The 15,533-nt window shown below is 33.0% G+C and carries 13 protein-coding genes; 12 read left to right on the forward strand and 1 reads right to left on the reverse strand.

Annotation, left to right across the window (positions count from 1 at the left end; genetic code table 11):
- Positions 1-63: 63 nt before the first annotated feature.
- A complete protein-coding gene (locus EOD40_RS07130) occupies positions 64-519 on the reverse strand; it encodes a hypothetical protein (RefSeq protein ID WP_231129593.1) in 456 nt (151 codons plus the stop codon).
- Positions 520-712: 193 nt separating this feature from the next.
- Between EOD40_RS07130 and EOD40_RS07135 the strand changes: the two genes are divergently transcribed.
- The 12 genes from EOD40_RS07135 to EOD40_RS07190 all read left to right on the forward strand — a co-directional run bounded on the left by EOD40_RS07135 (position 713) and on the right by EOD40_RS07190 (position 15,520).
- Complete coding sequence (locus EOD40_RS07135) at positions 713-2,107, forward strand: DUF1800 domain-containing protein (RefSeq protein ID WP_128194203.1); 1,395 nt, start codon at positions 713-715, stop codon at positions 2,105-2,107.
- Positions 2,108-2,132: 25 nt separating this feature from the next.
- A complete protein-coding gene (locus EOD40_RS07140) occupies positions 2,133-3,299 on the forward strand; it encodes a DUF1501 domain-containing protein (RefSeq protein ID WP_128194204.1) in 1,167 nt (388 codons plus the stop codon).
- Positions 3,300-3,443: 144 nt separating this feature from the next.
- Positions 3,444-4,334: a DMT family transporter gene (locus EOD40_RS07145; RefSeq protein ID WP_128194205.1), complete on the forward strand. Its 891-nt coding sequence runs from the start codon at positions 3,444-3,446 to the stop codon at positions 4,332-4,334.
- A gap of 89 nt (positions 4,335-4,423) precedes the next feature.
- Positions 4,424-4,783: a DoxX family protein gene (locus EOD40_RS07150; protein WP_128194206.1), complete on the forward strand. Its 360-nt coding sequence runs from the start codon at positions 4,424-4,426 to the stop codon at positions 4,781-4,783.
- 24 nt (positions 4,784-4,807) lie between these two features.
- The gene (gene aqpZ / locus EOD40_RS07155; RefSeq protein WP_128194207.1) at positions 4,808-5,515 is read left to right on the forward strand and encodes an aquaporin Z; all 708 of its coding nucleotides are present in this window, start codon (positions 4,808-4,810) and stop codon (positions 5,513-5,515) included.
- Between the two features lie 256 nt (positions 5,516-5,771).
- Positions 5,772-6,050 carry a DUF2805 domain-containing protein gene (locus EOD40_RS07160; protein WP_128194208.1) on the forward strand — a complete coding sequence of 93 codons (279 nt, stop codon included), beginning with the start codon at positions 5,772-5,774 and terminating at the stop codon, positions 6,048-6,050.
- 113 nt (positions 6,051-6,163) lie between these two features.
- Positions 6,164-8,020 (forward strand): M61 family metallopeptidase, encoded by a 1,857-nt coding sequence (locus EOD40_RS07165; RefSeq protein WP_128194209.1) that lies wholly within the window; start codon positions 6,164-6,166, stop codon positions 8,018-8,020.
- A 120-nt stretch (positions 8,021-8,140) separates the two neighbouring features.
- On the forward strand, positions 8,141-8,851 hold the full coding sequence (locus EOD40_RS07170) for a DUF4369 domain-containing protein (RefSeq protein ID WP_128194210.1): 711 nt from the start codon (positions 8,141-8,143) through the stop codon (positions 8,849-8,851).
- A gap of 157 nt (positions 8,852-9,008) precedes the next feature.
- Complete coding sequence (locus EOD40_RS07175; protein WP_128194211.1) at positions 9,009-13,070, forward strand: response regulator; 4,062 nt, start codon at positions 9,009-9,011, stop codon at positions 13,068-13,070.
- Complete coding sequence (locus tag EOD40_RS07180; protein ID WP_128194212.1) at positions 13,067-13,879, forward strand: CheR family methyltransferase; 813 nt, start codon at positions 13,067-13,069, stop codon at positions 13,877-13,879. The genes EOD40_RS07175 and EOD40_RS07180 overlap by 4 nt, the downstream gene beginning before the upstream one ends.
- Positions 13,876-14,439, forward strand: a complete 564-nt coding sequence (locus tag EOD40_RS07185; RefSeq protein WP_128194213.1) for a chemotaxis protein CheB — start codon at positions 13,876-13,878, stop codon at positions 14,437-14,439. Before EOD40_RS07180 ends, EOD40_RS07185 begins: the two co-directional genes overlap by 4 nt.
- Positions 14,426-15,520: a sensor histidine kinase gene (locus EOD40_RS07190; RefSeq protein WP_128194214.1), complete on the forward strand. Its 1,095-nt coding sequence runs from the start codon at positions 14,426-14,428 to the stop codon at positions 15,518-15,520. The genes EOD40_RS07185 and EOD40_RS07190 overlap by 14 nt, the downstream gene beginning before the upstream one ends.
- The last annotated feature ends 13 nt before the right edge of the window (positions 15,521-15,533 follow it).

Genomic DNA, 15,533 nt, shown 5'->3' on the forward strand with positions numbered 1-15,533 from the left:
GCTGTTTCGATATCCCGATAGCTATCGGGATATCGAAACAGCTTTTAGTAGCTTTAAAATAGATTAAAGCCCTAATCGTACGCTGGGGGTACGTACACCTATTTGGGTATTTATCGAAGTACTACTTGGAGTTCTTTGATAATTTGGTTGATCGTATTGATAATAATAAAATCCGGCGTGACTATAAAAATAATCGTCGTGATGGCAATGTGCGTCACAATGATTATAATGCTCTACATAAACCTCTTTCTTGCTGGCAATATAAGCGCGATATGCCTTTCTATCCCTTTCCTTCAACTCTTTTTCGTAAGCTTTCTGTTCTTTCCAAAAAGCTTTTTCCTCGGCTTTAGTTTTAGCTTCAAAACTTAACTCATACTTAGCATCTTCGGCTCCTCTTTGTTGGTAATACGTGATTTTATCAGGAGTTTTGCCCACACTTGCTCTACTTTCTACACTAGCTTCTTGAGCGTATGTAATTGCCATTGTTCCTAAAAGAAATATTGCTAATATCGTTCTCATAATTTTCAATTTTAGTTATCGTTATTATTACTTTCAATAGTAAGACAACCATAAGCCCATTTACCCTACCCTGTTGAAGAATTAAATTGTGTACATTAGATAACTCAATAAAAAAATCCAATCCATTAAACCTTTTTCACACTTTAACATCTTAATTAATAACAAACCAGAAAAAACCTAAAACCTACTAACTATGAACCCTAATTCGCTTTGGTCCCTCCGTTTAGGCTTTTCAAATAAGCAAGCTGCAGCAATAGAAAAAATGGGAATTTCAAAATTCCTGGATGCTTCATTCAAAACTAATTTTGATGATTCTATCCCCGACTTTTTAAAAGACAGTCCAAAAACATTAGCTGATTACAGAGAACTTCGAAAAAAAGCTAAAGAGCTTACCGACGATCAAAAAAAAGAGTTCCAAAAACAGGAAGCACTCACCTCATTAGACATGAAAGCCTGGTGGCTGGAAAAAATGATGCAGGAAAACTATCCTTTACAGGAGAAAATGACGCTGTTTTTACACAATCATTTTGTGTCAACTTTTCAAAAGGTTAAAGTAAACTATTGGATTTTCGAACACAATCAATTACTTCGAAAACACGCTTTTGGCAATTTCAAAGACTTAACCAAAGCCATTTTAAAAAGCAATGCGATGCTGCGTTATCTGGACAATGTAGATAATCGAAAAGGTAAAATCAACGAAAATCTGAGTCGGGAATTACTGGAACTTTTTACTCTGGGTATTGGAAATTACACCGAAGAAGATATTAAAAACGGCGCTAAAGCCCTGGCAGGATTAGGTGTTGGAGAAAACGGCGGTGTTTACAGAGATAAATTAGCCGACGATTCAGAAATTATATACTTCGGCAAAAAAGGACATTTTAAATCCGATGATATTGTCGATATTATTTTCAAACAAAAAAATGCTCCTTATTTTTTTACTAAAAAAATTCTTCAATGGTTTATTTATGACAATCCCAGTGAAAAACTGGTGACTTATTATGGTGATTATTTCAGGAAAAAAGACTTTGAAATCAAACCCTTATTAGAAAAAATTTTCACCGAAGAATTTGATAAAAAAACGGCAGGTTCTAAAATTAAAAATCCGCTGGAATATAGTTTACAACTCATTTCAGAATTACACATCAATCCCAGAAACAGCAGGCCAATGGTGGCTTTTCTAAAAAACCAAGGCATGGATTTATTCAATCAACCCAATGTAAAAGGTTGGGAAGGCGGAAAATCCTGGCTGACTTCCCAGATTTATTTGCAACGCAACAACTTAGCCGATTTGTATTGTAGCGGAAGGGAGAATTTCAATCAAAAAACGATGGGCACTATGATGGATGAAAATGTGAATCGTCCAGCTTTTAGAAAAACGGTAATTCAATTAGATTGGAACAAAGGAACTAACAAAGAAATCATAAGTGAGTTATCAAGTCGATTGTTATTTCAAATAGACAGCGAAAGCCAAAAAGATTTCGAGAATATCTTAAAATACGATTTTGATACACAGGCTCAAAATGCCAATCAGGCTGTTTTGAGGCTCTTTAATGCCATGGTGAAAGAACCTGAATTTCAATTAATTTAAACCAAACCTTCTAACAATACCGATTATGAACAGAAGAAGTTTTCTATCGCTTACAGGAACATTGACAGGAGGAGCCCTGTTACTTCCTGATTTTTTATTCTCTTACGGCACTCAAAAAAACTTAATCATAGGCGAACAATGTCTTGTTTTTGTACAGCTAAACGGCGGAAATGACGGGCTGAATACTTTTATTCCTTTTGAAGATCCATTGTACTATGACTTCCGTCCCAAAATTGCCATTTCTAAAGGTGATGTTATTTCGACAACCAAAGGAATGGGATTTCATCCTTCGCTAAAAGGATTTGCTCAAATGCAACAAAACGGAGATTTATCAGTAATTCAAAATGTTGGTTATCCTGAACCCAACCGTTCCCATTTCAGAAGTCAGGAAATTTGGCAAACCGCCTCTGATTCGAATAAATACATCAACGAAGGCTGGCTGGGTCGTTACCTTGATTTGCAATGTGTAAGCCATACTCCTACTGCGGGAATTAACATCGATTCGATAGATAATTTATCGCTGAAAGGACAAAGCCCAAATTCTATAACGGTAAAAGATCCTGATCGATTTAAAATAAAAAACATAAAAGAAGAAACAGATGTTTTATCTGAGAATCCTTCGTTGGATTTTGTTCGAAAAGTAGCCAATTCCGTTTTAGAAGGTTCGGAAGAAATCCAAAAAGCACTGACAAAATCTACTACTGAAATTAGCTATCCTAAAAATGCATTGGGTAAAAATTTGGAATGGATTAGCCGATTGATAAAAGGAAATTTAAATTCGAAAGTGTATTATACTTCACAAGGTGGTTATGATACCCATGACAACCAATTAGTGATTCAAAGCAATAAATTCAAAGAACTGGACAGCGCCATTCTTAGCTTTTATCAGGATTTAAAACAAGCCAATTTACTTCAAAATGTGACTATTGTTGTGTTTTCAGAATTTGGGCGAAGAGTCAAAGACAACGGCAATGGAACCGACCACGGAACTGCTGCACCGATGTTTGTCATTGGAGGACAAAACCAGGGAAAAGTAATTGGCTCTAACCCAAATCTTGCCGATTTATCGCAAGGTGATTTAAAACATCAAATTGATTTCAGATCAGTATATGCCAGTTTATTAAAAGAGAAAATGGCATTTGATTACACTAAAATTGGAATAAAAAATCCAAGCTTAGAAGGTTTATTTTAATTTTTGAAACATTCGATCTTATAATAATTCAAAATTTAGCTCACAGATAAATCCGTTTTAATCTGCTATATCGGTATTATCTGTGGGTTATTCTTTTATTTAATCCTAACTATAGTCTATTTTTACAGAGTCAAAAAGGCTAAGATGATTAAAAACAAAACCTTAAAAGGAGTACTATTAGTAGGATTAGGAGCCAGCAGCTATGGTATGCTGGCTACATTTGTAAAAATGGCCTATCAGGAAGGTTATACGACTGCTGAAGTTAGCGGTTCTCAATTTTCTTTAGGACTTTTAGCCCTTCTAAGCCTTAATCTTTTTCGAAAAAAAAGCAAAAATAGCGAGGAGCTGCCAATTAACAAAAATCAAATACTTCAGTTGATAATAGCGGGAACTTCGATAGGTTTTACCAGTGTTTTTTATTACTTATCGGTAAAATACGTTCCTGTTTCCATTAGTATTGTTTTATTAATGCAAACGGTCTGGATGGGCGTTGTTCTCGAAATGTTATTAGACAAAAAACTTCCTTCTGTCCAAAAAACACTATCGGTTATTATTACTTTAATCGGAACAATATTAGCTACAAATTTGCTGCAAGACCAATTGGTTATCGAATGGAAAGGTTTCTTTTGGGGACTTTTAGCCGCAGCCGCATATACCGCTAATATGTACAGTGCAAATAAGATTGCAACCGAAATTTCGTCTGCACAACGTAGTTTGTTTATGCTTATCGGTGGCATATTAATTATCATCCTCTTCGGACTTATGACACAAAACACGGCTTTTCAGTTTTCCATTTTCATAAAGTGGGGGCTTATTTTATCCTTGTTTGGCACAATAATTCCTCCCCTGTTGCTCAATACCGGTTTTCCACTTACAGGCATTGGACTGGGGAGTATCGTTTCGGCATTAGAACTGCCTGTTTCGGTAATGATGGCTTATTTTTTATTATCCGAGAAAGTAAATTTCGAACAATGGTTGGGCATTTTTTTAATTATTACTGCCATTGTTTTCATGAATATTCGTTTAAAGAAATAAAACAAACTGCTCACAAGAGGTTAAAAAATCCTACACTTTCCATCCTTTATTAGTTTTTTTTCAATAAATTCGTATCAAACCTTTTTGTTATGAGTTTACCTTGGCATCTCTATATCATGGCTTTACTGTATATCATGGCAGGGTTAAATCATTTTAGAATTCCAGGAACATACCTCAAAATAATCCCTCCTTACCTACCGAATCCCAAATTACTCAACCTGCTTAGTGGAGCTGCCGAAATAATTCTAGGACTCTTGTTAGTCCTTCCAAACATGACAAATTATGCTGCCTGGGGAATTATTATACTATTAATAGCTGTTTTTCCTGCTAATCTATTTATGTTTCAAAACCGAAAAGCAAGCTTTGGCATCCCAAAATGGATTTTACTATTGCGTTTACCTTTACAAATAGTCCTTATCAGTTGGGCGTATCAATACACATTTAACTAGTAACCATTATATAAATTATTTATTATGAAAAAATTATTTGCAGAATTCTTCGGAACGTATTGGTTGGTTTTTGGAGGTTGTGGTAGTGCTATTTTCGCTGCCGGAATACCTGAATTAGGAATTGGTTTTGCAGGGGTAGCCCTGGCATTTGGTCTAACGGTCTTAACTATGGCTTATGCTGTTGGACATATTTCTGGAGGACATTTTAACCCTGCTGTTTCTTTCGGATTGTGGGCTGGCGGACGTTTTGAAGCCAAAGAGCTGATTCCTTATATTATTTCTCAATGTGTTGGTGCTATTGCCGCAGCTGGTACTTTATACACCATTGCATCAGGAAAAGCGGGATTTGCAATTGATAATACTAAAGCGGGAGCATTCGCTTCTAATGGATTTGGTGATTTTTCGCCTAATGGTTATTCATTAGAAGCTTGCTTTATTACTGAATTTGTATTGACTTTATTCTTCTTATTAATCATTTTGGGAGCCACAGACAAATTTGCTAATGGAAAGTTTGCCGGAGTAGCTATTGGTTTAGGCTTAACATTAATTCACTTAATCAGCATTCCAGTTACCAATACTTCTGTAAATCCTGCCCGTTCCCTATCACAAGCTTTATTTGTAGGTGGTGAACCTTTAAGTCAGATTTGGCTGTTTTGGATTGCTCCAATTTTAGGAGCTATAGCTGCTGGCTTCATTTATAAACTACTTTTACAAAATCACAATGAAGCTTAACTTTAATATTACTTTATAAAATAAATCAAGAGAACAAAACATCTTCTTACTTTATTAAAAAAGGGACTAAAAACCAGCAAAATAAAAAAGAATCGCACAAAAAATAACAATTTCTTAACCCCATACTCTGACCCTAAAAATATCAACAAAAAAAACTACGGAAACTGTGAAGTAATTATTTTTTTTATTAATATTGAAACCTATTACAAAATCATTTTTTTAATTAAAAAAACTATTTAGAATAAATTTTCACGTGATGAAAAAGAGTAACCGTAAAGAACTGACTTGGGAACAAACTGAAAAACTTGTTACATTAGCCTTAGAGGAAAAGAATCCTTTTGAAATAATAAAAAAAGAATTTGGATTGGCTGAAAAAGAAGTTCTGGAAATTATGAAGAAAAAGATGCCTCTAGAGAAATTTGAGATGTGGAAAAAGAAAGCTACGGCTAACAAACCCAAACCTAAGCCGCTTAAAATTGATGATTTTGATGACGATTTAGACGGAAAGTATTATATCAAGAACAAATTAGATTAACCTATACCAAAAGCACTCTTAATTGGAGTGCTTTTTTTTGAACTTTTTATAGCCTGTAAAACAGTATGCTTTTACAACTATAAAACTATTGCACTAAAATATCCCAAAAAAACATGAAAAACACATTTTTTGTCTTAACAATTGCGTCTCTATTTTTGAGTTGTAAAACTATCAATGCCCAAACTACTAAAGCACAAGCCATACAGGTTGCCATCAATTTAAATGAGGTTAAAAACGACCAGGTTTTAGTTACAGTAAATGCTCCTAAAAGCAGCAGTGACGAAATTACTTATCGCATTCCGAAAACAGTTCCCGGAACCTATTCTGAAGACAATTACGGAAAATATATAGAAGACTTAAAAGCCTACGACAAAAAAGGAAATCTGTTAGCTGTTAAAAAAGCTGACGAGAATTCATGGACTATAAGCAAAGCCAAGACTTTAAGTAAAATAACCTATTTAGTCAATGATACTTTCGATACCGAAAAAGGAACCGGTTTTGGCAAAGACGATGTTTTTTCTCCTGCAGGGTCTAATATTAACGCCGGCGAAAATTTCATGATAAACACCCATTGTTTTGTGGGGTATTTTGATAATTTTTCAGCTGTTCCATATCAGGTTTCTGTTGAGCATCCGGCTAATTTATGGGGAAGCACTTCCATGACCGACAAAGACAACAGCACTACAAAAGATGTTTTTGTTACTTCACGCTACGCCGAATTGGTAGAAAATCCTATCATGTATTCCAAACCGGATTATACCACTTTTAATGTTGATGGTATGGATATCCAAATCTGTGTTTATTCGCCTACAGGGAAATATACTGCCGAAAGCATCACAGCGGAAATGAAAACCATGATGACAGCCCAAAAGCACTTTTTAGGAAAAATTAATGCTACTAAAAAATACTCTGTTCTTTTGTATCTGTCTAGCATGAAAGAAGAGGATGCCCGCGGTTTTGGAGCGCTGGAACATCCTACCGCCACCACTGTGGTATTACCGGAAGTGATGGAAAAAGACGAATTGGTAAAATCGATGATGGATGTTGTTTCGCACGAATTTTTCCATATTGTAACGCCTTTAACGATTCATTCTAAGGAAATCCAATATTTTGACTACAATGCACCAAAAATGTCTGAACACCTATGGATGTATGAAGGAGTTACTGAATATTTTGCAAATCTTTTCCAGATTAATCAGGGTTTGATTTCTGAAGATGATTTTTACAACCGAATTGCAGAAAAAATTGAAGGAGCAAGTAAATTAAATGACACCATGTCTTTTACCACAATGAGTGCTAATGTACTAAAGCAACCTTATAAAAACCAATACATCAATGTATATCAAAAAGGTGCTTTGATAGGAATGTGTATCGACATTATTATCAGGGAAAAAAGCAACGGACAAAGAGGAATTCTGGACTTAATGCAAAAATTATCTAATGAATATGGGGTTTCAAAACCATTTAATGATCCTGAACTTTTTAATAAAATTACAGCACTGACTTACCCTGAAGTTGGCGATTTCTTAAAAACATACGTTGCAGGCACCACTCCTATTCCTTATGATTTTTATTTAGCCAAAGTAGGATTAGCAAAATCAAAAGTGCAAGTTGCAGCTGCTGTTTTCTTAAAAGACCAAACTCCATACATAACGGTGAATCCTGACAACAATGAAATTAGTGTTATCCCTAATATCGAATTGAATGTATTTTTCACTAATCTTGGATTAAAAGGCGGAGATGTTATCCTAGAAATAAACAACGTAGCTTATTCTTACGACAACATTTACGACATGATTAACCAAAGTGCGAAATGGAAAGAAAACGAGGACATTACCGTAAAAATAAGACGCAGCGGCAAAGAAGAATTGCTAAAAGGAACCGTAAAATTGCCTTATGAAGACAAAGAAAAGATAGAAGCTACCGATGCTTCTAAAAACCAATTAAAAGAAGCCTGGCTAAAAGGATAATCTAAAAATTTTAATCACAAACAAACCCAATAAAGAACTGTTTATTTGAAAGAGTATCGAAGCAAACTTTCGCTGTTTTTAAAACTATTTTCTTTATTTTGCACCAAATAATATTTATCAATGAAAAAATCAATTCTCGCCTTAGTTGCCATAGTTCTTATTGTCTCTTGTAATAAAAAAGAATCTAAAGGAAACCTACAGATAACAGGAAATGTAAAAGGATTAAAAGAAGGAACTTTATACATCCAAAAAGTAGTAGATACTTCCTTAGTTGCCATCGATACAATTAAAATTGACGGAAATTCACATTTTGAAAGTAATATCGACTTGAAATCACCTGAAATGCTTTATCTGTTTTTAGACAGAGGAGTTAGCAACTCATTAGATAATAATCTTATGTTTTTTGCTGAACCGGGAATTATTAACATCGAAACTAATTTAGATGGCTTTCTTTCAGGAGCAAAAATTACAGGTTCAAAAAATCATGAACTTTATGAAGATTATAAAAAAACAACTTCGAGATATAAAGACGAAAACCTGAACTTAATTGAGCAAAAATTCAAAGCTATTAAAAGAAAAGATCCTAAGGCAATAGATAGTTTAAATCAACTACAGGATTTAAATACAAAACGTAAATATTTATTTGCCGTTAATTTTGCAATGAACAACAAAGATCATGAAATTGCTCCTTACATAGCTCTATCTGAAGTTTATGACATTAACATTAAATATTTAGATACCATCAAAAATGCAATGACTCCAAAAGTGGCTAAATCTTTATATGGTAAAAAACTAACCGAATATGTTAATACACTAAAAAAAGCAAACTAAATTTCTAGCCTAAATAATTCAAAAAAACAAAAGCATTTCAATTATATTTGAAATGCTTTTATTTTTTTATATATAAAATATCCTCAATATTTTATGCTAAAATGCGAATCATCCCAAATAAATTAAATAAATTAGCTATCTAACCTACTTCTAAATTATGTGGAAAAATTTATCCTTTAAAAAACAACTAATTTTAATTCTCTTAATACCTGTTTTTGGGCTATTGTATTTTACTATTTTAAATATTGACAATACGTATCAAAAGTATACCAAAATTGAAAACAGCATCCAAAACATTGATAAAATTGCTCATTTTTCGGAAGGAATAATATTAATTAACAATGAAAGAACATTGAGTGAATATTCAAAATTTGATCCCAATAAAAAAGTGGAATTCAAATTAAAAATGGCTAAAACACTCGAATGGTTTTCTAAAACAAATTCAACCGATAGTGTTGTTGTTAAAAACATTGACGAAGCCCGAAAAATCATCAACAACATCCATTACAATGCCGAAAAAAACACAACTTCTTCATTAAAAACTTTTAATGAATATACGGCTTTAAACAACATATTGAATAATTTGATAGACAGGGAAATTGTAAATTGTGACAATGAAAAATTGGCTAGACTGGCTAATAATCTAAAATCCTATATCGATTCAAAAGCAGCTACTAATTTAATAAGAAGCATCGTATTCGACAAATTAATCGATGATACCATTCATAGCGATTTATATGGATATTATGAAAATCTAAAAAACCTAAATAAAAATGCCGATTTTAAATTAGAAAACTACAACAACAATAAAATCAATGACGAAATAATTAAATTCAAAAAATCGGCAGAATTTAAATCATTTTTAGCCACCGCAGAATCGATTCTTTATAATGCCGCTAAAATAACACCTGAAGCATGGTGGAACCAATCCACTGCCATAAATGACAAACTCAATGTTTTAAAAATTAAAAAACTAAATTATATTATTGATTTAGCAAAACAGGAAAAAGACAACACTATTTTTAGCACTATCATTGCCCTTTTATCCCTTTCAATATTACTAATTACAACAGGAATTTTAGTCTATAAATTGATTAGCAATACTTCAAATTCACTCAATATAATTGCCGCAAAAATTGAGAAAATTTCTTTAGGATATACTGATTTCCAACATACACTTTCAGGTAATACAGAATTAGATTCCATCAGAGAGTCCTTAAAAAAACTCACCAATGCTATTAAAGAACAAATTGATTTAGCCGCTGAAATCAGCTCAGGAAATTTTGGAGACACCATCGTAATCCGAAGCGAATCAGATACTTTAAACCAGTCGCTAAATACGATGTCTTTAGAATTAAAACGTTTTAATGATGAGACTGCAGCTAATAGTTTATTAGAAAAAAACATCATCGAAATAAACAATGCTATCATTAATTCTAAAAACATTTATGCTTTTGGTGCAAATATCAGTAAGATTCTAAGTAATCAAACTAATGGCTGTCAAGCTACCTTTTACACCACAGATTACATCGACAGCAAAAACAATTTAATAAAAATTGGCAGTTATGCCGATGACAATCACAGCCCTGAAATCATTGCTTTTGGTGAAGGATTAATAGGCGAAGTAGTTAAATACAATGAACAAAAGTGTTTGAACAATCTAAGCAAAGAATATTCATTCCTGGCCTCTTCATTGGGAAAAGCTCCTATTTACAATGTTTTAATCACTCCTATTTCTTATAAAAATGAGGTTATAGGTGTTATTGAAATTGGCTCTTTGGAGAACTTCAATAATAGTCATAAAAAATTATTAACTACATTAACTAATTCTATAGGGAATGCTATAGCGGTATTTATTAGAAATGAGGAATTAAAAACATCAGTTAAAGAAATAAATCGCAAAAACAACATTTTACAGGTTCAGGAAGAAGAATTAAGACAAAATAACGAGGAACTTAACAAACACACCTTACTGCTGCAACAATCAGAAGAAATATTAAAAAACCAGGCTGCTGAATTAGAGCAAACCAATACTTATCTCGAAGAAAAAAGCCGGGAACTGGAAACTAAAAACTATGAAATTGAGAAAAAGAACGACGACCTTGTTATTGCCCAGGAAGAATTAAATATAAAATCGGAAGAAATTGCGAAAGCCAGCAAATACAAATCGGAGTTTTTAGCCAATATGTCCCATGAATTAAGAACACCATTAAACAGTATCTTAATTCTTTCGGATATTTTAAGGGACAATACCTCTGGCAATTTGACTAATGCACAATTAGAAAATTTATCGGTAATTAATACCTCAGGTAAAGATTTATTAAACCTAATCACCGATATTTTAGACATTTCGAAAATTGAAGCCGGGAAAGTAGAAATCTACCCGGAGAACACTATTACTGAAAGGATATTCTCGGATATGGACGGTCTTTTTAGAGCTCAAATGGAGAAAAAGAAGATTCATTTTGAAACTAAAATTACCGAGAAATGTCCACGAAAAATCTATAGTGATGTAGGTAAAATAGAACAAATTCTTAAAAACTTCCTTTCAAATGCTTTAAAATTCACTCCTGATGGCGGTACTGTCACGATGACTTTTGATGTAGTAAGCGAAAAATGGGAATATGCCAATCCTAAATTAGCCTTGCTAAACAACAATGAAATTCTGTCCATTGAAATCAAAGATAGCGGTATTGGGATTTCTGAAGAAAATAAGAAAAAACTATTTCAAAGTTTCCAGCAAGCGGACAGCTCCACAAGTAGAAAATATGGAGGAACTGGCTTAGGTTTATACATCTCAAAACAACTGGCTGATTTATTAGATGGCGAAGTGTTTTTTGATAGCGAACTCAATAATGGAAGTACCTTTGGGCTGTTAATTCCAACAAAATTTAAAGACAATACCAGCATTCCTCTTCCTGTGGCTACTGTGGTTCCTGAAATCGTGAAAGAAGTACAAATTGAATCGGAATATCCAAAACCTAATGAGGAATTTGTAGATCTTTCGGCTAACATTAATGATGACCGATTTCAAGCAGATATTGATGATAAAACGGTTTTAATCATCGAAGACGATCCATCCTTTGCCGAAGTCTTGCTTCAGGTAGCGCATAACAATGGATTTAAAGCAATTATTGCCCATCAGGGAGAAACCGGATTCCAATATGCTAAAAAATACAATCCTAAAGCCATCATTCTGGACATGAAATTACCCGGAATTGACGGGTGGACTGTCTTGAAATGGCTTAAGGAAGATCCTGAATTAAAACACATTCCTGTACACGTGATGTCAGGAATGAAGAGAGAAAAATTAGCTAAAGAAATGGGTGCTTTTGATTTTCTGGTTAAACCAATTACTCCCGAAAAACTTAAAAATGCCTTCCTTTCTATCGATGAGGAAATAAACAAAGTTTATAAAAAAGTACTGATTTTAGAAGATGATGAAAAATTAAATTATTCGATAAAACAATTGCTGCACGCCAATGACAAAAACACCATTTGCATACAGGCTTATTCCCGATTAGAAGCCGAAAACATATTGACAAATGTTGAAATTGATTGTGCCATAATAGACTTAGGTTTACCTGATTCAGACAATGTAAAAGCCATTTCTGAATTAAAAAGCATATCTAAAAACAAGAATATCAAAATTATTATCAATACCGGAAAAACATTATCAGATAATGAACAATTAGAACTTGAAAAAAGCGTAGACAGTATTGTAATCAAAACCAATAATGCAACCGAAAGGCTGAAAGACGAAATATTATTGTTTTTAAACAAAATAGAAACTTCGGAAAAAACAGAATATAAAAGTGCTCCTAATTTATCCGGAGGGGAGATTTTGAAAGATAAAAATATTTTGATTGTAGATGACGACATTAGAAATATCTATGCCCTATCGGCAGCCTTAACAAGCAAAGGAGCCATCATAACAACTGCTTTTAATGGATTAGAAGCTTTGAACACATTAGAAGAACATCCTAATTTTGACATTGTTTTAATGGATATTATGATGCCTGAAATGGATGGATTTGAGGCTACTAGAAAAATAAGAGAAAACATAAAATGGAAAAACTTACCTATTATTGCTTTAACCGCCAAGGCAATGAAAGGCGATCGCGATGAAATATTAAAAGCAGGAGCATCTGATTACCAATCAAAACCTATTGACATTCAAAAACTTATTTCACTAATTAGTATCTGGATTTATAAATGATAACACTTAAAGAGCTTGACGAATTGCTATTTACAATAAAAAAGCAATTTGATTATGATTTTAGTGATTACTCTAAGGCGTCAATGCTTAGGAGGATAAATCGTTTTATGGGTATCAACAACATGAAAAATGCTGTTGATTTAAAATTTGAATTAATCAATAACCCTACTATCTTCGAAAGTTTCATCAATGAAATTGTGGTAAATGTGAGTGAATTTTTCAGAGATCCCAGCTTCTTTAAATCCTTACAGGAAAAAGTTTTCCCCTATTTAGACAGCTATCCTAAAATTAATATTTGGAGTGCAGGCTGTTCTTTTGGAGAAGAAACCTATTCTTTAAATATTCTGTTAAAGGAAAATAATCTATATTCAAAAAGCAGAATTTATGCCACTGACATCAGCAGTAATGCCATAGAAAAATCTAGAAAAGGGATTTATAACAATGCTAATTTTAAGGAATACAGCAAGAATTATTATGACTGTGGGGGAAAAGAATCCTTAAAGAATTATTTTGTTTCTGACGAAAGACATTCGATGATACAATCCGGATTAAAGCAAAACATCCTGTTTTCAAACCATAACCTGGTTGCCGATGGTGTTTTTAAAGAATGCCAACTGATACTTTGTCGAAATGTATTGATTTATTTCAACAACAATTTACAAAACAAAGCGTTAGAGCTTTTTTATGAAAGTCTGCCTATTCATGGTTTTTTGGCAATTGGTAAAAAAGAATCTTTGCGATTTAGTTCGGTTTTCGAAAATTTTAAAGAAATTGACCGTGAAGAAAAAATTTATCAAAAAATAAAATGAGACCCGAAGTCATAATAATAGGTGGCTCAGCAGGAGCTTTTGATGCAATTTTGTCTATTTTAAATCATTTAGACAGAAGTATAAATATCCCTATTGTTATTGTTTTGCATCGGTTAAAAAATACGACATCCTCATTTGAAGCTATTTTACAAAGAAGCACCCATTATGTGGTCAAAGAAATAGAAGATAAAGAGAAAATGGAAAAAGGTTTTGTATACACTGCTCCAACCGATTATCACGTTCTATTAGAAGAAGATTACACTTTTTCTCTGGATGTATCTGAACTAGTTAACTTCAGTCGCCCATCCATTGATGTCACATTTGAATCTTTTTCAATATTATTAAAAGAAAAATGTTGCGGAATTTTATTATCAGGTTCTAATCAAGACGGGGCAAATGGATTAAAAATTATGGCCGAAAATAATGGAAAGACAATCATTCAGGACTGTGATGAAGCCGAATTTGCCATTATGCCAAAAGCAGCAAAAATTATTTATAACAAACACCAAGAATTAAATACCACAAACATTATAAATGCATTAAATAATGAATACCGCTAAAAAACATACCCTTTTATTAATTGATGACAAATCCGCAAATCTAATTGCCCTAAAAAGCATGTTAGAAAAACCCGACAGAGAGATCATTACTTGTAATTCCGGAAACGAAGGATTGCAAATATTGCTTAGAGAGAAAATTTCACTTATTTTGGTCGATGTTCAAATGCCTGAAATGGATGGTTATGAATTTGTTGAAATAACAAAACAACACCCCAATACTGCCAGCATTCCAACTATTTTCGTAACCGCCATAAGTGACGAGGCCAAATACGTTAACAAAGCATACGACTTAGGTGCAATCGACTTTCTATTTAAACCTTTAATAACAGAAATTACCCGAAAAAAAGTAGATTCTTTCTTGAAAATTTGGGATTATGATCAGGAATTAAAAAAGTTAAACGAAAAATTAGTTGCTAAAAATGGCGAATTAGAACAATTTGCCAACATCATTGCGCATGATTTAAAAACGCCTTTAAACAATATTAAATCCTTAGTTGAATTCATCGAAGAAGAACATTTATTAGACCTGAAAGAAGAAGCAACAGACTTATTCGACATGGTAAAATCATCGGCTATGTCCATGTCTAAATTAATTGACGATTTACTACATTATTCTAAAAACGTAGAAAATAACCAAGGAAAAGAAGCCATTAATATCCTTAGCGAAATCAATGCTGTAGTTAAATTAATCAATCCTAATGGCAACATCAAAATCACAAAAGAAAACTTAAATCATAATATCAGTTTTCAATCAGTGGCATTTAAGCAAATTATTCAAAATTTATTGTCAAATGCTATCAAATATAATGACAAAGAAATTACCGAAATCACTATTTCTTACAACGAAGAACTGCAACAAATAGCAATAAAGGACAACGGCCCCGGAATACCTGACAACCAGGAAGAAAAAATATTCCAAATGTTTTACACCCTTGGAAAATCCTCAAGAGGAGATTCGGGTACCGGAATGGGATTAAATTTAGTTCGAAAATTAGCCGAAAGAAACGAGGTAAAAGTGCATTATAATACCCAATATAAAAGCGGATCCGAATTTATCATTTCGGAATTGCAAACAACTTAAAAAAAAAAGGAAT

The organism is Flavobacterium sufflavum, from assembly GCF_004016525.1.
Lineage (GTDB): Bacteria > Bacteroidota > Bacteroidia > Flavobacteriales > Flavobacteriaceae > Flavobacterium > Flavobacterium sufflavum.